The organism is Nocardioides albidus (assembly GCF_006335005.1).
Classification (GTDB): domain Bacteria; phylum Actinomycetota; class Actinomycetes; order Propionibacteriales; family Nocardioidaceae; genus Nocardioides; species Nocardioides albidus.
In genome coordinates this window covers 281,700-300,511 of record NZ_VDMP01000027.1, presented here as the reverse complement: position 1 = coordinate 300,511, position 18,812 = coordinate 281,700, and the positions used below count along the sequence as shown (strand labels likewise).

Below are 18,812 nucleotides of genomic sequence, written 5' to 3'. Positions count from 1 at the left end.
CGCTCAACGGGCGGTCGGGTCGAGCAGCGGTTGGAGGTAGAGCCACTTCCAGGAGTCCTTCCCCAGGGACGGGGGCGCCACGTTACCGCGCGTGTCGGACCACGCCTCGCCCTGGGCCGTCACGCCCCAGGTCAGCTCGCCGGTCGCGGGGTCCACCCGGACCCCGACGTCGTAGCCCTGGACCCCGGGTGCGACGCGCGGGAGGTTCTGCGTGCCGCGCGGGTTGCTCTTGGTGATCGGCTCGGTGCAGCCGACGTTGTCGGGCATCGGCGCGTTGCCGCGGTCCGACTCCGGGTTGCGGCGCGCCTTGAGGTAGCCCGCGTAGCAGGGGGTGGAGCTCGGCGAGAGGATCAGGCCGAAGTGGGCGTCCCAGAAGCCGCTGCCCCCCGCCTGCTTGGACTTGCGGCCGACGACCACCTGGCCGGCGGCGACGGCGTAGGGGTAGACGACGAGCATCTGCTTGAGGGCGTCGAGGTGCTGGACCACGACCTCGCCGGTGGCGACCAGGTTGGCGAGCAGCTCGCTGAGCTCGACGCCGTTCTGCTCCAGGAAGGTCCGCAGCTGGGTCGCGGCGACCGAGCCGGAGTCGATCACCTGGCGCAGCGCCGGGTCGGCGCCGGCGAGCGCGGAGCTGAACAGCGAGAGCTGCTGGGCGAAGGTGCGCAGTGAGGACTCCGAGGCGACCTGGCCCCGCAGGACGGTGTTGCTGTCCTTGATGAGGGCCGTGGTGAGGTCGAAGTTCTCGTCGGCGGTCTCGATGAAGGAGTTGCCGGTGTCGATGATGCGCTGCAGGTCCGGCCCGGTGTCGGCGAAGGCCTGGCCGAGCTCGCTGACGGTCGTCTGCAGCGCCTGCCGGTCGACGCTGGCGACGGTGGCCGAGAGATCGCCGAGCAGCTTCTCGGTGGCGATCGGGGTCGCGACCTCGGAGATCTCCGAGCCCTCCCGGAGGTAGGGGCCCGCGTCGGTCTGGGGCTGCAGCTCGACGTACTGCTCGCCGACGGCCGAGCGGTTGCCGACCAGGGCCAGGCTGTCGAGCGGGATCTTGTCCCACTTCTTGTCGATGTCGAGGTGGACGTCGACACCCTCGTCGGTCAGCACGAGGTCGCCGACGCTGCCGATCCCGACACCGCGGTAGGTCACCTCGGCGCCGGTGAAGATGCCACCCGACTGGGGGTAGTGGGCGGTGACCGTGTAGGTGCGGTCGACGACCATCCGGTCGAGCTTGGCGTAGCGGGCCCCGACGAAGGTGACGCCGAGCAGGGTGATGAGGGCGAAGACGAGGAGCTGGATGCGAGTACGACGGGTGATCACTGCGCCGACCCCACCTTCTGCTCGATCTGGCGACTGGCGACCAGGGGTGCGGCGTACAGGCTGACGAGACCGGCGTCGTACGTCGTGTCGAAGTCGCGCCACAGGACGTCGGACGGGCTGCTCCCGCCGGGCGCCGGACGGCCGAGCCCGCCACCGCCGAGCACGGTCGACAGCAAGGTGCCCAGCTGGTTGTCGGTCGCGCTCGGGCTGCCGGCCGTCGGGCCGGTCCTCGCGGCACCGGTGAGTCCGCCGGTCACGCCGCACAGCAGCTTGACGGCCTCGCAGACATCGTCGAGCAGCGCACCCGGCAGCTTGAGGCACGCCTGCGGGTCCGGCGGCGTCTTCAAGCAGGCCTGAAGGCTCTGCGTGGCTGCCGGGCACAGCGTCTTCAGGTCGATCAGCACGTCCAGCGGCAGGTCGGGCAGCTGGTCGGTCGCGATGCAGGCGACGCCGGGGAGGCGCAGGTTGCCGAGGTCGAGCGCGAGATCGACCGACAGGTTGACGTAGTCACCCATGTGGAGGTTGCGCGCGACCTGCGGGTCCCGCCCGACGGACTCGTCGATGAACGGATAGGTCAGGAAGGTGCTGAATCCCTGGGCGAAGTCGTCCCCGGCCTGGGCGATCTGGAAGAGCACCGGGTTGAGCATCTTCAAGGTGTCGATCGTTGCGGCCTTGGTGGTCTTGATGACGCGGACGCCGACGTCGCTGAGCTGGGTGAGCCCGTCGAGCATCCGGACCAGGTCGTCGCGCTGCCGGTCGAGGGACTCGAGCGCGCTGGGCAGCTCGTCCAGAGCCCGGTCGATGCTGGCCTGGTGCGTGCGGGCGGTGATCGCGAGCCGGTTGACCGACTCGATCGCCGCGACGATGTCCTGCTTGCGCTGGTCGAGCTGGCCCATCAGCGACGAGACCTGGGTGAGGACCGACTTCGCGGAGTCCTCACGGCCCTCGAGCGCGAGGTTGAGCTCGCTGGTGATGGTCTTGAGCTGGGCGATGCCGCCACCGTTGAGGACCAGGCTCAGCGCGCCGAGCACCTCCTCGACCTCCGGGTTGCGTCCGCCGTCCTTGATGACGTCGCCGTCGGAGAGGTGGCCCTGGGCGCCGGTCTCCGGAGCCGCCAGGGACACGAACTTCTCGCCGAGCAGGCTGGTCTGGCGGATCGAGGCGACCGGGTTGTCCGGCAGGTCGACGTCCTTGCGCAGCTCGAGGGTCACCACGGCCTGGTAGCCGTCGAGGCGGACGTCGGTCACCTTGCCGACGGCGACGTCGTTGACCTTGACCGAGGACTTGGGCACCAGGTCGAGGACGTCGTCGAAGCGCACGCTGATCGTCATCGGGTCGTCGCCGGTGTCGGCGCCGCCGGGCAGCGGGAGCTCGTAGACGTCGAAGTCGCAGCCCGTCAGCAGGAGCGCTCCCGCGAGCAGCGCGACGCCGGCCCGCAGCCGGGTCCGCAGTGAGGTGACGCGGCTCATCGGTCCACCTCCACGAGGCCGTTGAGCGTGGGGTCGTAGGGCTGGCCGTACCAGGAGCCGGTGCCGAACGGCGCGCCTCGCGGCAGCAGCGTGTCGACCAGGTCGCACAGGTCGCCGCTCTGGTCGGCACCCGACACCAGGGCGCAGACGACCGCGGACGGGTTCGACGTCAGCTCGTGCACCAGGTTGCCCAGGTTGGCGTTGGTGTCGAGCGTGCCGTCCTTGGGGTTGTAGGTGTGGTAGAGGTTCGTCAGCGCCAGCGGGCCCGCCTGGAGCAGCTCGTCGAGCGCGCCTCGCTGGCGCACCAGCACCTTGGAGACGCGGTTGAGGTCGCGGATGTTGCGGCCCAGCACCGCGCGGTTGCGCTTGACGAAGCGGGCGACCTGGTCGAGCGCCGTACCGAGGTTGGACAGCGCGGACGTGAGCTCCTGGCGCTCGTCGGCCAGCAGGCTGGAGACGTCGCCGAGCGACTTGTTGAAGTCGCGCACCGTGGTGTCGTTGTCGGCGAGCGTCTTGAGGAAGGACTCGAGCTGCCTGGCCGACTCGAAGAGGTCGTCCTTGTTGTTGTCGAGCGTCTCGCTCAGCCGGCCGAAGTCCTCGATCGTCTGGTGGAACTGGGCGCCCTGACCACCGAAGTTCTTCGCCGTCTGCTCGAGCAGGTCGCTGAGGGCGCCGTCCTTGTTGGCGCCGTCGGGACCGAGGGCGACGGTGAGCCTGTCGATGCTGCCGTAGATCTCGTCCAGCTCCAGCGGGATGGCGGTCTTCGTCGCGTCGATGACGGTGTTGTCGGCCATCGGCTCGTCGCCGTCCTCGAAGGCCGGAGAGAGCTGGATGTAGCGGTCACCGACGACCGAGGGCGACACGATGACGGCGTCGGCGTCGGCCGGCACCCGGACATCGGAGTCGTAGGCCATCACGACCTTGACCTTGGTGCCCTCGGGCACCACCTCGCGAACCTGCCCGACGGGGATCCCGAGGACCCGGACCTCGCTGCCCTCGTAGACCGACACGGTCCGGGGGAAGTAGGCGGTCACGGTCTTGTCGCTGCTCCCGCTGCCGAGCATCCAGACCAGGCCGGTGACGATCAGGACGCCGATCACGGCCAGCGGCAGCCAGCGCCGCGCGCCACTCATGGCGTCACCGTCCCGGGGACGGGGGGCAGGTTGAAGATGTAGGTGTCGAACCAGGGTCCGTTGCCGAGGGTGCTGGCGAACACGCGGTAGAAGGGCGCCATCAGGCGGATCGAGTCCTCCAGGTTGTCCTCGTTCTTCTTCACGACCTGCAGCACCGAGTCGAGGTGGTCCAGCGCGGGCTTGAGATCGGCGCGGCTGTCCTTGATCAGTCCGGTGAGCTTCGTGCTGAGGGTGCTCGTCGACTCCAGCAGGCGGTGGATCTGCGCCTTGCGCTGGAGCAGCGCGGTGAACAGCGTGTCGGCGTCCTTCATCAGGGCCACGATGTCCTCGTCGCGCGAGTCGAGCACGGTCGAGACCCGGTTGAGGTTCTTCAGCAGCGAGTTGATCTCGTCGTCGCGCGAGGCGACTGTCTGCGCGAGCGCCGAGAGCCCGCCGAGGGCCGAGCGGAACTCCTCGGGCGTGTTGCGGGTCAGGTCGGCCAGCGTGGTCAGCGCGCCGGCGAGCTGGTCGGTGTCGATGTCGGCCGAGGTCTCGGCCAGCCCGGTGAAGGCCTCGACGACGTCGTACGGCGAGCTCGTGCGCTCGACGGGGATGACCGCCTCCTCGGCGAGCTGGCCGTCGCCCGCCGGGTGCAGGGCGAGGTACATCGAGCCGAGGATGGTCTTCACCTTGATGTCGGCCCGGGTCTGGTCGCCGAACTCGGCGTCGGTCTTGATCTTGAACCCGACCTTGACCGAGTTGCCGTCGAGCTCCATCGAGGTGACCTGGCCGACCCGGACCCCGGCGATGCGGACCTCGTCCTTCGGCTTGAGGCCCCCCGCCTCGGAGAAGGAGGCGTAGTAGGTGTCGCCACCGCCGATAAGCGGCAGGTCGTTCGCGCGGAAGGCGGCGACCAGGCCGAGCAGCAGGACGGCGATGCTCACGGCCCCGATCAGCACGGGGTTGCGCTCGCGGAAGGGCTTCATTCGACTCCTCCCCTCATCCCAGCGTGCATCGGTCGGCGGTCGCGCCATAGGTGGCGCCGACCGGGTTGGCGAGGCCGGGGACCTTGATCGTGGCCTTGAAGTGGCACAGGTAGAAGTTGAACCACGACCCGTAGGTCGCCGTACGCCCGATCTTGGTCAGCTTGATCGGCAGGACCTGCAGGGCGCGGTCGATCTCCTGACGGTTGTCGTCGAGGCTGCCTGCGACGCGGCGCAGCTCCTTGATGTCCTTGACGAACGGGTCCTTGATGTCCGTGACGAGAGCGGCGGTCTGCACCGACAGCTCCGAGATCGAGTCGAGGGAGCCCAAGATCGCCTCGCGGTCCTCGTTGAGCCCGCCGACGAGGGAGCGGAAGCTGTCGATGAGGTCGGTCAGCTGCTTGTCACGGTCGGCGACATGGTCGAGGACGTAGTCGAGGTTGCTCAGCAGCTCGCCGATCACCTTGTCGCGGTCGGCCAGGGTCTGGGTGACCGACGCGGTGCTCGACAGCAGTCCCTCCACGGTGCCGCCCTCGCCCTGGAAGACCTGGACGATCTCGTAGGACAGCTTGTTGATGTCGTCGGGAGACAGCGCCTGGAAGAGCGGCTTGAAGCCGTTGAAGAGAACCGTCAGGTCGAGCGCACCGTTGGTGCGCTTGACCGGGATCGTGTGCTTCTCCTGCAGCCGCTGGCTCCCCTCGCCGTCCTGGTAGAGCGAGATGTAGCGCTGACCGAGCAGGTTGCGGTACTTGATCTGGGCGTGGGTCGCGTCGTCGAGGCGGGTGTCGGCGTCCACCGAGAAGGTGACCCGGGCCCGGCTGGCCCCGACGATCTCCACCTCCTCGACCGTGCCGATCTTGACTCCCGCGATCCGGATGTCGTCGCCCTTGTTGACTCCCGTGGCGTCGACGAAGTCGGCGGCGTACTCCTTGGTCGCACCGAAGGAGAGGTTGCCGATCGTGATGATGAGGACACTGGTCGCCAGCGCCGTGGACACCATGAACACGACGAGGCGGATCAGGTCGCCGCCGGTCTTCTTGTCCATCCCGCGCGCCATCAGCGAGCACCTCCCGCCAGGAGCGGCCCGGCCAGCAGGACGTTGAGGTCGGTGCCGGCGCCGGCGTACTCCTGCTCGAGGGCGCCGCGCAGCGCGGTCACGTCGTCCGGGCTCCCGGTGTAGCCGAGCGGGCCGGGGGCGGGACGCAGGTTGCCCTTCTCGGTGCTGCCGTTCATGCCGTCGTTGAGGTGCGGCAGCGGCGGGAAGGGGTTGTCCTGGCTCCACGGGATGTCGGGCAGGCCGTGGCAGTTGGGGCCGCGGTCGTCACCGAACCTCGGCCGGTCGGCCGCGGTGTACTTGCGGGGCTGGTCCTGCAGGGTCTCGAGCACGATGTGGAGCTCGTAGCCGCGGAAGGCCTCGGCGAGCCGGCCCTGCGCCTTGACGACGCCGGCGGCCATGCACGGGATGGTGGGCGCATAGCGGGCCACCACGCGGAGGACCTCGGTGCTCAGCTCGCCGGCGCGGCGCAGTCGCACGGCATTGGCGTCGAGGAAGGAGCGCGCGGTGTCGGAGAAGCTGCGGATGTCGCGCAGCGTCGCGGTCAGCGCCGCCTCGCGCTCCTCGATCGTGCCGGTGGTCTTCACGGTGTCGTCGAGGATCTGGGCCACCTGGGGGAGGATGTCGGCGTAGGTGTCGGAGACCTGGGCGGTCAGCTTGAGGTCCTCGAGCAGAGCGGGGATCTGCGGGTTGAGCTGCTTGAGGTAGCCGTCGAGGGTCTCGAGGTTCTTGCCGAGCAGCTCGCCCCGGCCCTCGAGCGCCGTCGCGATCGCGGTCAGGGTCGCGTTGAGGTCGGCCGGCTGGACCGTGCGCAGCAGCGGATAGAGGTCGGAGAGGACCTCCTCGAGCTCGGTCGCGACCTCGGTGCGGGCGATCGTCTCACCGGCGCGGATCGTGCCGGACGGGCCGGTCTCGGGAACGACGAGCGAGACGTACTTCTCGCCGAACAGCGTCTTCGGGACGATCGAGCCGGTGACGTTGGCCGGGATCACGCCGATCTTGTCGGGGTAGATCCCCAGCGTCAGCACGGCACCTTCGGGACCCGAGCGGGCCTCGAGCACCTCCCCCACGATCACGCCGCGGACCTTCACGTCGGCGCGGGTGGGGAGCTGGAGACCGATCGTCGAGGTGTTGAGCGTGACCTCGTCGTAGTCGGTGAACTTCTTCGTGAAGGTCGCATAGGTCAGCCACACGCCGAGCAGCAGCATCGCCACGAAGACGACGCCGAGCGCCTTGTGGGCAGCGAGGATCCGGTTCACCGCGCGCTCACCCCGCCAGCCTGACCGTCGTCGAGGCGCCCCAGATGGCCATCGACAGGAACAGGTCGATCACGTTGATCGCGACGATGCTCGTGCGGACGGCGCGACCCACGGCGACGCCCACGCCGGCGGGACCACCCGAGGCGGTGTAGCCGTGGTAGCAGTGGATGAGGATGACGACGACCGCGAACACCAGGACCTTGCCGAACGACCACAGCACGTCACCGGGTGGCAGGAACTGGTTGAAGTAGTGGTCGTAGGTGCCGCTCGACTGGCCGTAGAACTTGGTCACCACGAGCCTGCTCGCGACGTACGACGACAGCAGGCCGACGACGTACAGCGGGACGATCGCGATGAGACCCCCGATGACCCGGGTCGTGACCAGGAACTGCATCGAGGGGATCGCCATGACCTCGACCGCGTCGATCTCCTCGGAGATCCGCATGGCGCCGAGCTGGGCGGTGAAGCCGCAGCCGACGGTCGCGGCGAGAGCGATGCCCGCGACCAGCGGGGCGATCTCGCGGGTGTTGAAGTAGGCGGAGACGAAGCCGGCGAACGCGGCGGTGCCGAGCTGGTTGAGCGCGGCGTAGCCGGACAGGCCGACCTGCGCGCCGGTGAAGAAGGTCATGCCGATGATGACGCCGACGGTGCCGCCGATGACCGCGAGGGCGCCCGAGCCGAGGGTGACCTCGGCGAGGATCCGCATGATCTCGCGCGGGTAGCGCTTGACCGAGCGGGGCGCCGCAAGGAGCACCTTGATGTAGAAGGACAGCTCGTGACCGAGGTTGTCCAGGCCCTTCATGGGCCGGTCGTAGATCGCCTTGACGCTCGCCATCGCGCTAACCCGTCTTCGGGGGCACGAGCTGCAGGTAGATCGTGCTCAGAGTGAAGTTGACGACGAACAGGAGGAGGAAGGTGATGACGACGGACTCGTTGACGGCGTCGCCCACGCCCTTGGGACCGCCGCCGGCGTTCATGCCCTTGTAGGCGGCGACGATGGCGGCGATCAGTCCGAAGACGAGGGCCTTGATCATGCCGACCCACACGTCGGGCAGCTGGGCGAGCGCGGTGAAGCTGGCGATGTAGGCGCCGGGCGTGCCGTCCTGGAGGATGACGTTGAAGACGTAGCCGCCGGCGACGCCGACGACGCTGACCATGCCGTTGAGGAACACCGCGACGAGCATGCAGGCGAGCACGCGCGGCACGACGAGACGCTGGATCGGGTCGATGCCCAGCACCATCATGGCGTCGAGCTCCTCGCGGATCTTGCGCGCTCCGAGGTCGGCGGCGATCGCCGAGCCGCCCGCGCCCGCGATGAGCAGCGCGGTCGCGATCGGACCGGCCTGCTGGATGACCGCGAGCACGGAGGCGGAGCCGGTGAACGACTGGGCGCCGAACTGCTTGATCAGGCCACCGACCTGGAGGGCGATGACCGCTCCGAACGGGATCGCGACGAGAGCGGTGGGGATGATCGTGACCGAGGCGATGAACCAGGCCTGCTGGATGAACTCGCGGCCCTGGAAGGGACGACGGAAGAGTCCACGCCCCACGTCGAGCGCGAAGGCGAACAGCTTGCCCGCGGTGCCGATCGGGGCGACCACGCGTGCAGCAGTGAGCGACACCTACCGCCCCTTCCTGTCTGGTCCTGTGTCCTGGTCTCGTGTCGGGTGCTTGCTGTCGATGCTTGCTGTCAGGGGGACTCGCTCAGCTCTGGTGGCCCGAGGCGTGCTCGGCCTCGCGGGTGAACGATCCGGGAGGAGGGGTCACGCCGTTGAGGCGGCACCATTCGCCGGCGGGGCGCTGCGCGCGGCGGGGGATGCCGTTGGACGGCTCCATCTGCAGCGGGATCGGCGGCAGCGGCGGGAGGTCCATGTCCTTCTCGGCCGCGAGCTGGTCGGCGTCCTTCTCCTCCGACATGCCGATCGGCCCGATCGTCTGCGCGTTGAGGAACTGGCGCACGACGGGCTCGTCGGAGGACAGGAGCATCTCGCGCGGGCCGTACATCGCGAGGTGCTTGTGGTAGAGCAGGCCGATCTGGTCGGGCACCACGCGCACGCTGTGGATGTCGTGGGTGACGATGAGGAAGGTCGCGTCGATCTGTGCGTTGAGGTCGACGAAGAGCTGGTTGATGAACGAGGTGCGCACCGGGTCGAGGCCGGAGTCGGGCTCGTCGATCAGCAGGATCTCCGGGTCGAGGACCAGCGCCCGGGCCAGACCTGCGCGCTTGCGCATGCCGCCCGAGATCTCGCCGGGCAGCTTCATCTCCGCGCCGAGCAGACCGACCATGTCCATCTTCTCCATGACGATGTCACGGATCTCGGACTCGCTCTTCTTGGTGTGCTCGCGCAGCGGGAAGGCGACGTTGTCGTAGAGGTTCATCGAGCCGAACATCGCGCCGTCCTGGAACAGCACGCCGAACAGCTTGCGGATCTCGTAGAGCTCCTTCTCGGAGCAGGAGGCGATGTCGGTGCCCTCGATGACGATCGAGCCCTCGTCGGGCTTGATCAGGCCGATGAGAGCCTTGAGGAAGACGGACTTGCCGGTGCCCGACGGGCCCAGCATCACGGAGATCTCACCCGCGGGAAGGGTCAGCGTCACGCCCTTCCAGATCAGCTGCTTCCCGAACTGCTTCGTCAGGTTGGTGACCTGTACGTCGACGCCCATGATTGCCCTCTCCTACGTCCGCTCGCCGGCCCCGGCTGCGATAGGAACAACGCAACCACGCGGCGCACGTTACGCGGCCACCGTGTCACGCGTCACGTGCACCTGGCCAACGTGACCCGAAAGGTACTGGCGAGTAGGCCTAGTGTCCAACTCACGAGTAGTGCTAGGCGTCCACGCGCCGTCCGCGTCAGGACCGGGGAAACGACGGGGGAACGACGGGGAGAACGACGGGGGAAATGGCACGAGGCCGGCAGAGCGTGTGCTCTGCCGGCCTCGTGACCGGAGTGTGTCGTGTCAGCGACGCGTCACTTGAGGGTGACGGTGGCGCCGGCGCCCTCGAGGGCCTCCTTGGCCTTGTCGGCCGTCTCCTTGTTGACCTTCTCGAGGATCGCCTTGGGGGCGCTCTCGACGAGGTCCTTGGCCTCCTTGAGACCGAGGGAGGTCAGCGCGCGGACCTCCTTGATGACGTTGATCTTCTTGTCACCGGCAGCCTCGAGGACGACGTCGAACTCGTCCTGAGCAGCGGCCTCCTCGGCGCCACCGGCGGCACCGCCGGCGGCGGGGGCAGCGGCGACGGCGACCGGGGCGGCGGCGGTGACGCCGAAGGTCTCCTCGAACTGCTTCACGAACTCGGAGAGCTCGATGAGGGTCATCTCCTTGAACGCGTCGAGGAGCTCGTCGGTGGTGAGCTTCGCCATGGTGGCGTGTCCTTTCTCAGATGGCCCGACCGCGCTCGGCGCGGGCGGCCCGGGTTTCAGGTGGTGTACGTCGGCCTGGATCAGGCTTCGGTGGACTCGGTCGCCTCGTCGGCAGCCTCGGCCTCGTCGGCCTCGGCAGCGGGCGCCTCGACCTCCTCGGCGGGGGCGGCGTCCTCAGCGGCCGGGGTCTCCTCGGCAGCGGCCGGCGTACCAGCACCACCTGCGAGGATCGAGGGGTCCTCCTGCGCCTTCGCCTCCAGGGCGCCGGCGAGCCGGGCAGCCTGGGCGAGCGGGGCGTTGAGGAGGTAGACGGCCTGGCTCAGCGAGGCGAGCATCGCGCCCGCCAGCTTGCCCAGGAGCACCTCGCGCGACTCGAGATCGGCCAGCTTGGCGATCTCCTTCGCGTCGAGGAGGTTGCCGTCCAGAACGCCACCCTTGATCACAAGGGCGGGGTTCGCCTTGGCAAAGTCACGCAGACCCTTCGCCGCCTCGACGACGTCGCCCTGGATGAAGGCGATCGCGGTCGGGCCGGTGAGCAGGTCGTCGAAGCCGTCGATCCCCGCCTCCTTGGCGGCGATCTTGGCCAGCGTGTTCTTGACCACGGCGTAGCTGGCGTTCGCACCGAGGGAGCGGCGAAGGTCCTGCAGCTCCTTGACGGTGAGACCGCGGTACTCGGTCAGCACAGCGCCTGCGGACTCGCTGAACGACTCAGCGATCTCCGCGACGGCGGCCTGCTTGTCTGCCCGCGCCATGGGTCTCCTTCCGGATGGGGACCACCGCGAAGGATTCGCCACCATGACGAACGCCCCGAGCGCAGGCGCTCAGGGCGTGGACCTCGCGCACCTGACGGTGCACTCGGCGATGCTCTGATTCCCTGCGCAGGCCGTCCGCCCTTCGGCGGAACCTTCGGTCAGGGCTGGGAGCCCGGACGACCGGCGGTCTTGAGGTTTCAGTGGGCAACGGTACGGCGCCCGCGCGACTGCGCCAAATCCCGGCGACCGGGACCGCCGGCCGCCGTACGCCGCCCCATGCCGACGATGCGGTCATGACCGACATCCCGAGCACCGTGGCCCGCTACCTCGACCTCGTCGCGAACGCCAGCAGCGGAGCGGAGATCGCCGCGCTGTACGCCCCCGACGCCACCCTCGAGGACCCGGTGGGCACGCCCGCCCGCAAGGGCACCGAGGAGATCGCCGCCTTCTACGAGGTGCTGACCTCCCGGCAGCGGAGCACCGAGCTCCTGGCGCTGCGGGTGGCCGGCGACGAGGCCGCGTTCTCCTTCCGTGTCGTCTCGGGCACGGGCGCGGAGCGGTCGGTCATCGAGCCCATCGACGTGATGACCTTCTCCGAGGACGGGCTGATCACCAGCATGCGGGCGTTCTGGTCGCGCCAGGACGTGCGCCGCGGCGCCTGAGCCCTCGAGGCCGGTCCGCCCGGCGCACCCTGACCGTTCACCGGACGCGGTGGGGCGACCCGAGCGGGGAGTTGGCACGATGGACCTCGTGACCACCTCCCCGCTCTCCGCCCTGTCCGCCGACGAGCTCGCTGCGCGCCTGACGAGCGTGCGCGAGGAGTACGACGAGCTGAAGGCGCGCGGACTGAAGCTGGACCTCACGCGCGGCAAGCCGGGGGCCGACCAGCTCGACCTGTCCAACGACCTGCTCGGCCTGCCGTCGACGTACCAGGACCGCTCGGGCACCGATGTGCGCAACTACGGTGGGCTCGAGGGTCTGATCGAGATGCGGGAGATCTTCGCGGACCTGCTCGGCGTCGACGTCGCCAACGTCGTGTGCGGAGGCAACTCCAGCCTCACCCTCATGCACCAGGTGCTCACGGCCCTGCTGATCAAGGGCGGGCCGGACTCGCCGCGCCCCTGGTCCCAGGAGCCGGTCGTGAGGTTCGTCTGCCCCGTGCCGGGCTACGACCGCCACTTCACGATGCTCGCCGAGCTCGGCATCGAGATGGTGACCGTCCCGATGAACGCCGACGGACCCGACGTCGCCGCTGTCCGGGCCGTGGTCGCCGACGACCCGAGCGTCAAGGGCATGTGGATCGTGCCGACGTACGCCAACCCGACGGGCTCGGTCTGCTCCCCCGAGGTCGCCGCCGAGCTGATGGCGATGCCGACGGCCGCCCCGGACTTCCGCATCCTGTGGGACAACGCGTACGCCGTGCACCACCTCACCGAGGACGAGGCCAAGAGCGCCGACGCCCTCAGCCTGGCCGAGGCGTCGGGCCACCCCAACCGGCCGATCATGTTCGCCTCGACCTCCAAGATCACCTACGCCGGCGCCGGCGTCGCCGCCCTCGCCGCCTCGGCCGAGAACAAGGCGTGGTACCTCCAGCGGCTCGGCTTCGCCGCCATCGGCCCCGACAAGGTCAACCACCTGCGCCACGTCGAGTTCTTCGGCGACGCGGACGGCGTGCGCGCGCACATGCGCAAGCACCGCGACCTGATCGCCCCCAAGTTCGCGGCGGTCGAGGAGGCGCTGTCCTCGCGGCTCTCCGGCCTGGGCATCGCCGAGTGGACCGTCCCGACCGGCGGCTACTTCGTGAACCTCGATGTCGTCGACGGGACCGCCACGCGGGTCATCGAGCTCGCCAAGGAGGCCGGCATCGTGCTGACCCCCGCCGGCTCCGCCTTCCCCCACGGCAACGACCCGAACGACCGCAACATCCGCCTCGCCCCGACCTACCCCGGGCTGGACGACGTCAGGGCCGCGATGGCCGGCGTCGCCCTCTGCGTCGAGCTCGCCGCGCTGGAGTCGCTGACCCGCGGGTGAGCTGCGAGTCCGCGGGTCCGCGGATCGGCGGGTCGGCGGATCGGCGGGGGGCGGTTTCACCACGGGATGTAGGTGAGTCCTCGCTCCAGTAGCGGAACTCCGCACGGGGAGCGACGCTTCGCCTACATCCCGTGGTGAAACCGCTCCAGCCGCGCGCCCACCCACGGCGACGACGACCAGGAGCGACCCGAGAAGGTGCTTCACGCCGCTCGCCCTGGGAAGTACGCCGGGAACGCGCGACGCCCGCCGTCCCCGGGGGGAGCGGCGGGCGTCGTACGAGCGGAGCTGGTGCCTGACTCAGGCCTCGTCCTCGGCCGCGACGTTCTTGACGCGGTTGGGGTCGACCTGGACGCCGGGGCCCATGGTCGTGGAGACGGTGACCTTCTTCAGGTAGCGGCCCTTGGAGCTGGACGGCTTGAGCCGCAGCACCTCCTCGAGGGCGGCGGCGTAGTTCTCGGCGAGCTGCTGCTCGGAGAAGGACGCCTTGCCCACGATGAAGTGGAGGTTGGCGTGGCGGTCGACGCGGAACTCGATCTTGCCGCCCTTGATGTCGGTCACGGCCTTGGCCGGGTCCGGCGTCACGGTGCCGACCTTGGGGTTCGGCATGAGGCCACGGGGACCGAGCACGCGGCCGAGGCGACCGACCTTGCCCATGAGGTCCGGGGTGGCGACGACGGCGTCGAAGTCGGTCCAGCCGCCGGCGACCTTGTCGATCAGGTCGTCGCTGCCGACGAAGTCGGCGCCGGCCTCGCGGGCGGCGTCGGCCTTGTCACCGTTCGCGAACACGAGGACGCGAGCGGTCTTGCCGGTGCCGTGGGGCAGGTTGACGGTGCCGCGGACCATCTGGTCGGCCTTGCGCGGGTCGACACCCAGGCGCATGACGACGTCGACGGTCTCGTCGAACTTCTTCTTGCTGGCGGCCTTGGCGATCTTGATCGCGGCCAGCGGGCTGTAGAGCTCGTTCTTGTCGAACGTCTCGGCAGCCGCGCGGTAGGTCTTGCTGCGCTGCATGGTGATTCCTTAGCTAGGAGAGGAGGTGTGGTCAGCGGGCCAGCGCGGCCCTTCCACAGTTGTTCAGGCCTCGATGGTGACGCCCATGGAGCGCGCGGTGCCCTCCACGATCTTCATGGCGGCGTCGACGTCGTTGGCGTTGAGGTCGGGGAGCTTGGTCGTCGCGATCTCGCGCACCTGGTCCTTGGTCAGCTTGCCGACCTTCTCCTTGTGCGGGACGCCCGAGCCCTTCTGCAGACCGGCGGCCTTCTTGATGAGCTCGGCGGCCGGCGGGGTCTTCGTGATGAAGTCGAAGGACCGGTCCTCGTAGATCGTGATCTCGACCGGGATGACGTTGCCGCGCATGGACTCGGTCTGGGCGTTGTACGCCTTGCAGAAGTCCATGATGTTGACGCCATGCGGACCGAGCGCCGTACCGACCGGCGGAGCCGGGGTGGCCGAGCCGGCCTGCAGCTGCACCTTGACCAGTGCGGCGATCTTCTTCTTGGGAGGCATTCCTGTGTCTCTTTCTTCTCGTGGTCATGACGAGGCGTACGTCGTACGTCTCTGCCACCTGCGTTCACCCGGCCGTCGGACATCGGGCCGGGCAACCCGGACATTCTCCGCGCGGAGGCCCGGAGATGCGAAATTCAGACCCGCTGGATCTGGGAGAACGAGAGCTCGACCGGGGTCTCGCGGCCGAAGATCTCGACGAGCGCCTTGACCCGCTGGGCCTCGGCGTTGATCTCGGTGATGGTCGCGTGGAGGGTGGCGAACGCGCCGTCGACGATGAGGACCGAGTCGTTGACGTCGAAGTCGGCGACCTCGATCGGCTTCTTGGCCGGCGTGGTGGCCGTGCCGCCACTGCTGGCGGCGGCGGCCTCGGCCTCGGCGGCGGCCGCGGTGACGACGGCCGGGGCGAGCATCTTCTCCACCTCGTCCATGCTCAGCGGCACGGGCTGGTGGCTGTGACCGACGAAGCCGGTGACCGAGGGGGTGTGGCGTACGGCGGCCCACGACTCGTCGGTCAGGTCCATGCGGACCAGGACGTAGCCGGGGAGAACGGTGCGCTTGACCATCTTGCGCTGGCCGTTCTTGATCTCCGCGACCTCCTCGGTGGGGACCACGATCTCGTGGATGTAGTCCTCCATGTTGAGGGAGTGGATCCGGTTCTCGAGGTTCTGCTTCACCCGGTTCTCCATGCCGGAGTAGGTGTGCACCACGAACCAGTCGCCGGGCTTGGCCCACAGCTCACGGCGGAACGCCTCGAGCGGGTCCTCGGCGGACGCCGCGTCCTGCTCGTCGTGCTCGTCCTGCTCGGCACCCTCGACGTCGTCGGTCTCGTCGGTGGCGACGGTCTCCTCGAGGGCGGTGTCCTCCGCATCCTCGACGTCGGCGACGTCGTGGGCCGCCTCGGCGAGCGCGTCGTCAGCCTGGGCAGGGTCGTACTGCTCGGACACGTGCTGCTCCATCAGTTGTCGAAAAACATGGTCTGCCGACGCGGACGCGCGGCGGCTCAGATGTCGTCGGCGCCGGTGAAGACCTCGAACGCGAGCTTTCCGAGCGCGAGGTCGAGGACGGACACCAGGGCGATCATCACGAGGACGAAGGCGATGACGACGACGAAGTACGTGCCGAGCTGCTCCCGGGTCGGGTACACGACCTTGCGGAGCTCGGCGACGACCTGGCGGTAGAAGGTCACCGGTCCGGTGCGCTTCTCGGTCTGCTTGCCGCCCGAGGGTTCCTTGCGGCCCCCACGGACTGCCGGAGCATCCGCCACGCTGCTCACCTTCTCCTTCTCGGCAGCCGACCCTCCGGCCGGCTGGTCGTCACGTCTTGCAGGGCACGAGGGACTTGAACCCCCAACCTTCGGTTTTGGAGACCGATGCTCTGCCAGTTGAGCTAGTGCCCTCCGCGGCTTCTCCCGCTCGATCGACACCCGGTTCAGGGCGCGACCCAGCATGGGGGAGATCCACCGGGGAGCACTCTACAGATGCAGCCGGTCGCGACCAAAGTACGGGGCAGGTCCCAACTCCCCCGCGGCATGCCGGAGCAGGACCATCAGGGCCGTCGCGGCGGGCCTCCTAGGATGACGCCGTGCGGGATCTCAAGGCGTTGCCCAAGGCCCATCTCCACCTGCACTTCACCGGGTCGATGCGTCACGCCACGCTGCTCGAGCTCGCCGTCCGCGACCGGATCCACCTGCCCGACGCGCTCGTCGAGGAGTGGCCGCCGCAGCTGACGGCGGCCGACGAGAAGGGCTGGTTCCGCTTCCAGCGGCTCTACGACGTCGCCCGGTCCGTGCTGCGCACCGAGGACGACGTACGACGTCTCGTGCTGGAGGCCGCCCAGGACGACGTCGCCGACGGCGGCCGCTGGCTCGAGATCCAGGTGGACCCGAGCGGCTACGCCGCGCGCTTCGGCGGCATCACCGCGTTCACCGACCTGGTCCTCGACGCGGTCCGCGACGCCTCCGCCCGCACCGGGCTGGGGATCGCGGTGGTCATCGCCGCCAACCGGACCCGCCATCCGCTCGACGCCCGGACCCTCGCCCGCCTCGCCAGCCAGTACGTCGACCGCGGGGTCGTCGGCTTCGGCCTGTCCAACGACGAGCGGCGCGGACGGACCACGGACTTCGCCGGGGCCTTCGCGATCGCCGAGCGGGCGGGGCTCCTGCTCGCGCCGCACGGCGGCGAGCTGCGCGGTCCCGAGCACATCCGGGAGTGCCTCGACACGCTCCACGCCGGACGCCTCGGGCACGGCGTACGCGCGGCGGAGGACCCGGAGCTGCTGGCGCGCATCGTCGACGCCGGCGTCGCGCTCGAGGTCTGCCCGGTCTCGAATGTCGCCCTCGGCGTCTACAGCGACCTCACCTCGGTCCCCCTGCCGACCCTGCTGGACGCCGGTGCGACCGTGGCCCTCGGCGCGGACGACCCGCTGCTGTTCGGCTCCCGCCTGGCCGGGCAGTACGCGACGATGCGCGCCGCCCACCACCTCTCCGACGAGCAGCTGGCCGAGCTCGCTCGCATGTCCTTCCGCGCCAGCCGCGCGCCGAAGGACGTCGTCGACGCCGCTCTCGACGAGATCGACGCCTGGCTGGGCCAGGGCTGAGCCGCCTGTTCGCCTCAAGGCCGGTCATCGACAGGGATCGGGTCAACCGGCTTGATGCGATCCCGGTCGTTGACGTCTGGACGCACTGCGGGCCCGACCAGGTGGTCGGGCCCGCAACACTCATCTGCTCTTCAGCAGGTCACCTGCAGGGCAGGTAGGACCTGGTCGCCTGCACGCGGCGGCCGTTCTTGAGCGTGATCTTGACCTTGACCTTCGAGACGGCCGTCGGGTTCGTCGGGACGACGATGGTCCGGGCCTTCGGCTTCTTGCCCATCAGCTTCTTGCCCTTGAGGACCGAGGACTTCTTGCCGTCGACGCGGACCACGACCCGCTCGGCCTTCTTCACCGTCTTCTTGCTGAGCGAGACCGGGACGTTGCCGCTGGCGCAGTCGCGCGCACCGAACTGGACCTTGGACGCGCCCTTGCCCGTGACGGGCGATGCGGAGCCGGCGGGCTTCATCTCGATCTTGAAGGCGCCGGTGTAGGTGGCACTGCCCTCCTGCACCAGCGCATCCTCCCCCTCGTCGAAGATCTGGTGCGTCGATGCGATGGCGAACGCGCTGAAGCCCACCCCGTACTCGCCCGGCGGCAGCAGGGTGGTCGCGGTCGCCGAGCCACGGTCCCCGGTCGAGACCGTGAGTCCATCGGCTCCGAAGTAGAAGAAGAGCGGGTTGGACGCGAATCCGTCGGCGATGCCGATGCCGACGACGCTGGTGCCGTAGGCCCGGCCCTGACGTTGTCCCTGACCATTGGCGGTGACGGTGACCCACGTGGGCTGGGTGAGCGTGAAGAAGCCGCTGGCCGACGCAGCCGCGTGGGCGGTGACGTTGCAGGCGGTCTCGGTGCCGCTCGCGAGCGCCGACGCCGTGGCGGACGCCGAGCCGGTGATGGTGGCCGAGCCACTGCCGAGGGGCGAGGAGGTGACCGTGGCGCTCATGGAGGTCGCGGCGTCGACGGTGTCACCCTCCGCGCCGGTGAAGGTGGAGGAGTCCGACGTGCTGGCGGAGTAGGGGGTGCCGTCGTCCTTCCACGGCACGGCGTCCGGGTCGATGGCGCCCTTGTCCTCGCCGACACACAGCGAGCCGTCGATCGTGTACTGGGTGCCCACCGCCGCGTCGTCGACCGTGGCGTTGGCGGGGGCGGGCACGGTGGCGAGGCCCGCGGCGGCCAGTGCGCCGAGGGAGAGTCCGGCGAGCGCGCGCCGGACGTGCAGGTTCTTCATGAGAGATCGGCTCCTCGAGAAAGCGCGACGGGGCACGGGAGCGGCGCCCGTCTGGGGGTGTTCGGCACGCTAGGGCCTGAGCGGCAACTTCGGGAGGCTTTGGCAAGAATTCACCCCCGATCTCACCCCTGGAGCGATGCCGACCGAGGGGACCCC

19 protein-coding genes and 1 tRNA gene are annotated in these 18,812 nt (G+C 69.3%); 3 read left to right on the top strand and 17 right to left on the bottom strand.

The window, feature by feature from the left end; all coding sequences use genetic code 11:
* Positions 1-3: 3 nt before the first annotated feature.
* The 11 genes from FHP29_RS19820 to rplJ all read right to left on the bottom strand — a co-directional run bounded on the left by FHP29_RS19820 (position 4) and on the right by rplJ (position 11,302).
* Complete coding sequence (locus FHP29_RS19820; RefSeq protein WP_139624581.1) at positions 4-1,311, bottom strand: MCE family protein; 1,308 nt, start codon at positions 1,309-1,311, stop codon at positions 4-6.
* Positions 1,308-2,780: an MCE family protein gene (locus tag FHP29_RS19815; protein WP_139624580.1), complete on the bottom strand. Its 1,473-nt coding sequence runs from the start codon at positions 2,778-2,780 to the stop codon at positions 1,308-1,310. Before FHP29_RS19815 ends, FHP29_RS19820 begins: the two co-directional genes overlap by 4 nt.
* Positions 2,777-3,913 carry an MCE family protein gene (locus FHP29_RS19810; RefSeq protein ID WP_139624579.1) on the bottom strand — a complete coding sequence of 379 codons (1,137 nt, stop codon included), beginning with the start codon at positions 3,911-3,913 and terminating at the stop codon, positions 2,777-2,779. The genes FHP29_RS19815 and FHP29_RS19810 overlap by 4 nt, the downstream gene beginning before the upstream one ends.
* Positions 3,910-4,878 carry an MCE family protein gene (locus FHP29_RS19805; protein WP_139624578.1) on the bottom strand — a complete coding sequence of 323 codons (969 nt, stop codon included), beginning with the start codon at positions 4,876-4,878 and terminating at the stop codon, positions 3,910-3,912. The genes FHP29_RS19810 and FHP29_RS19805 overlap by 4 nt, the downstream gene beginning before the upstream one ends.
* Positions 4,879-4,891: 13 nt before the next feature.
* Positions 4,892-5,932, bottom strand: coding sequence for an MCE family protein (locus FHP29_RS19800; protein WP_139624577.1), 1,041 nt, complete (start codon positions 5,930-5,932; stop codon positions 4,892-4,894).
* Complete coding sequence (locus FHP29_RS19795) at positions 5,932-7,188, bottom strand: MCE family protein (protein ID WP_240044626.1); 1,257 nt, start codon at positions 7,186-7,188, stop codon at positions 5,932-5,934. Before FHP29_RS19795 ends, FHP29_RS19800 begins: the two co-directional genes overlap by 1 nt.
* Positions 7,189-7,195: 7 nt before the next feature.
* The gene (locus FHP29_RS19790; RefSeq protein ID WP_139624576.1) at positions 7,196-8,023 is read right to left on the bottom strand and encodes an MlaE family ABC transporter permease; all 828 of its coding nucleotides are present in this window, start codon (positions 8,021-8,023) and stop codon (positions 7,196-7,198) included.
* 4 nt (positions 8,024-8,027) lie between these two features.
* Positions 8,028-8,810, bottom strand: coding sequence for an MlaE family ABC transporter permease (locus tag FHP29_RS19785; RefSeq protein ID WP_139624575.1), 783 nt, complete (start codon positions 8,808-8,810; stop codon positions 8,028-8,030).
* 82 nt (positions 8,811-8,892) lie between these two features.
* Positions 8,893-9,852 (bottom strand): ABC transporter ATP-binding protein, encoded by a 960-nt coding sequence (locus tag FHP29_RS19780; protein ID WP_139624574.1) that lies wholly within the window; start codon positions 9,850-9,852, stop codon positions 8,893-8,895.
* Between the two features lie 305 nt (positions 9,853-10,157).
* On the bottom strand, positions 10,158-10,550 hold the full coding sequence (rplL, locus tag FHP29_RS19775; protein WP_139624573.1) for a 50S ribosomal protein L7/L12: 393 nt from the start codon (positions 10,548-10,550) through the stop codon (positions 10,158-10,160).
* Positions 10,551-10,630: 80 nt separating this feature from the next.
* The gene (rplJ, locus tag FHP29_RS19770) at positions 10,631-11,302 is read right to left on the bottom strand and encodes a 50S ribosomal protein L10 (RefSeq protein ID WP_139624572.1); all 672 of its coding nucleotides are present in this window, start codon (positions 11,300-11,302) and stop codon (positions 10,631-10,633) included.
* Between the two features lie 293 nt (positions 11,303-11,595).
* Here rplJ and FHP29_RS19765 point away from each other — a divergent pair, with 293 nt between their 5' ends.
* Together FHP29_RS19765 and FHP29_RS19760 are read left to right on the top strand one after the other, a co-directional pair.
* A complete protein-coding gene (locus FHP29_RS19765) occupies positions 11,596-11,964 on the top strand; it encodes a nuclear transport factor 2 family protein (protein ID WP_139624571.1) in 369 nt (122 codons plus the stop codon).
* Positions 11,965-12,052: 88 nt separating this feature from the next.
* Positions 12,053-13,333: an aspartate aminotransferase type Ic gene (locus FHP29_RS19760; RefSeq protein ID WP_240044625.1), complete on the top strand. Its 1,281-nt coding sequence runs from the start codon at positions 12,053-12,055 to the stop codon at positions 13,331-13,333.
* Positions 13,334-13,630: 297 nt separating this feature from the next.
* Here FHP29_RS19760 and rplA read toward each other — a convergent pair whose 3' ends face one another.
* From rplA to FHP29_RS19735, 5 genes are all read right to left on the bottom strand, one after another.
* On the bottom strand, positions 13,631-14,344 hold the full coding sequence (rplA, locus tag FHP29_RS19755; protein ID WP_139624569.1) for a 50S ribosomal protein L1: 714 nt from the start codon (positions 14,342-14,344) through the stop codon (positions 13,631-13,633).
* A gap of 63 nt (positions 14,345-14,407) precedes the next feature.
* A complete protein-coding gene (rplK, locus tag FHP29_RS19750) occupies positions 14,408-14,839 on the bottom strand; it encodes a 50S ribosomal protein L11 (RefSeq protein WP_139624568.1) in 432 nt (143 codons plus the stop codon).
* 134 nt (positions 14,840-14,973) lie between these two features.
* Positions 14,974-15,798, bottom strand: coding sequence for a transcription termination/antitermination protein NusG (gene nusG, locus FHP29_RS19745; RefSeq protein WP_420813452.1), 825 nt, complete (start codon positions 15,796-15,798; stop codon positions 14,974-14,976).
* A gap of 41 nt (positions 15,799-15,839) precedes the next feature.
* Positions 15,840-16,112 carry a preprotein translocase subunit SecE gene (secE, locus tag FHP29_RS19740; protein WP_139624566.1) on the bottom strand — a complete coding sequence of 91 codons (273 nt, stop codon included), beginning with the start codon at positions 16,110-16,112 and terminating at the stop codon, positions 15,840-15,842.
* 50 nt (positions 16,113-16,162) lie between these two features.
* Positions 16,163-16,235 (bottom strand) — tRNA-Trp (locus FHP29_RS19735).
* A gap of 185 nt (positions 16,236-16,420) precedes the next feature.
* Between FHP29_RS19735 and FHP29_RS19730 the strand changes: the two genes are divergently transcribed.
* A complete protein-coding gene (locus FHP29_RS19730) occupies positions 16,421-17,434 on the top strand; it encodes an adenosine deaminase (protein ID WP_139624565.1) in 1,014 nt (337 codons plus the stop codon).
* A 139-nt stretch (positions 17,435-17,573) separates the two neighbouring features.
* On the opposite strand, the gene FHP29_RS19725 is transcribed toward FHP29_RS19730, so the two are convergent.
* On the bottom strand, positions 17,574-18,656 hold the full coding sequence (locus tag FHP29_RS19725) for a hypothetical protein (protein WP_139624564.1): 1,083 nt from the start codon (positions 18,654-18,656) through the stop codon (positions 17,574-17,576).
* Between the last annotated feature and the right edge of the window lie 156 nt (positions 18,657-18,812).

Coding starts and splice junctions, on each gene's coding strand:
- FHP29_RS19815 (WP_139624580.1), bottom strand. CDS start 2,780: ATGAGCCGCGTCACCTCACTGCGGACCCGGCTGCGGGCCGGCGTCGCG.
- FHP29_RS19810 (WP_139624579.1), bottom strand. CDS start 3,913: ATGAGTGGCGCGCGGCGCTGGCTGCCGCTGGCCGTGATCGGCGTCCTG.
- FHP29_RS19805 (WP_139624578.1), bottom strand. CDS start 4,878: ATGAAGCCCTTCCGCGAGCGCAACCCCGTGCTGATCGGGGCCGTGAGC.
- FHP29_RS19800 (WP_139624577.1), bottom strand. CDS start 5,932: ATGGCGCGCGGGATGGACAAGAAGACCGGCGGCGACCTGATCCGCCTC.
- FHP29_RS19790 (WP_139624576.1), bottom strand. CDS start 8,023: ATGGCGAGCGTCAAGGCGATCTACGACCGGCCCATGAAGGGCCTGGAC.
- FHP29_RS19780 (WP_139624574.1), bottom strand. CDS start 9,852: ATGGGCGTCGACGTACAGGTCACCAACCTGACGAAGCAGTTCGGGAAG.
- rplL (WP_139624573.1), bottom strand. CDS start 10,550: ATGGCGAAGCTCACCACCGACGAGCTCCTCGACGCGTTCAAGGAGATG.
- rplJ (WP_139624572.1), bottom strand. CDS start 11,302: ATGGCGCGGGCAGACAAGCAGGCCGCCGTCGCGGAGATCGCTGAGTCG.
- FHP29_RS19765 (WP_139624571.1), top strand. CDS start 11,596: ATGACCGACATCCCGAGCACCGTGGCCCGCTACCTCGACCTCGTCGCG.
- rplA (WP_139624569.1), bottom strand. CDS start 14,344: ATGCAGCGCAGCAAGACCTACCGCGCGGCTGCCGAGACGTTCGACAAG.
- rplK (WP_139624568.1), bottom strand. CDS start 14,839: ATGCCTCCCAAGAAGAAGATCGCCGCACTGGTCAAGGTGCAGCTGCAG.
- FHP29_RS19725 (WP_139624564.1), bottom strand. CDS start 18,656: ATGAAGAACCTGCACGTCCGGCGCGCGCTCGCCGGACTCTCCCTCGGC.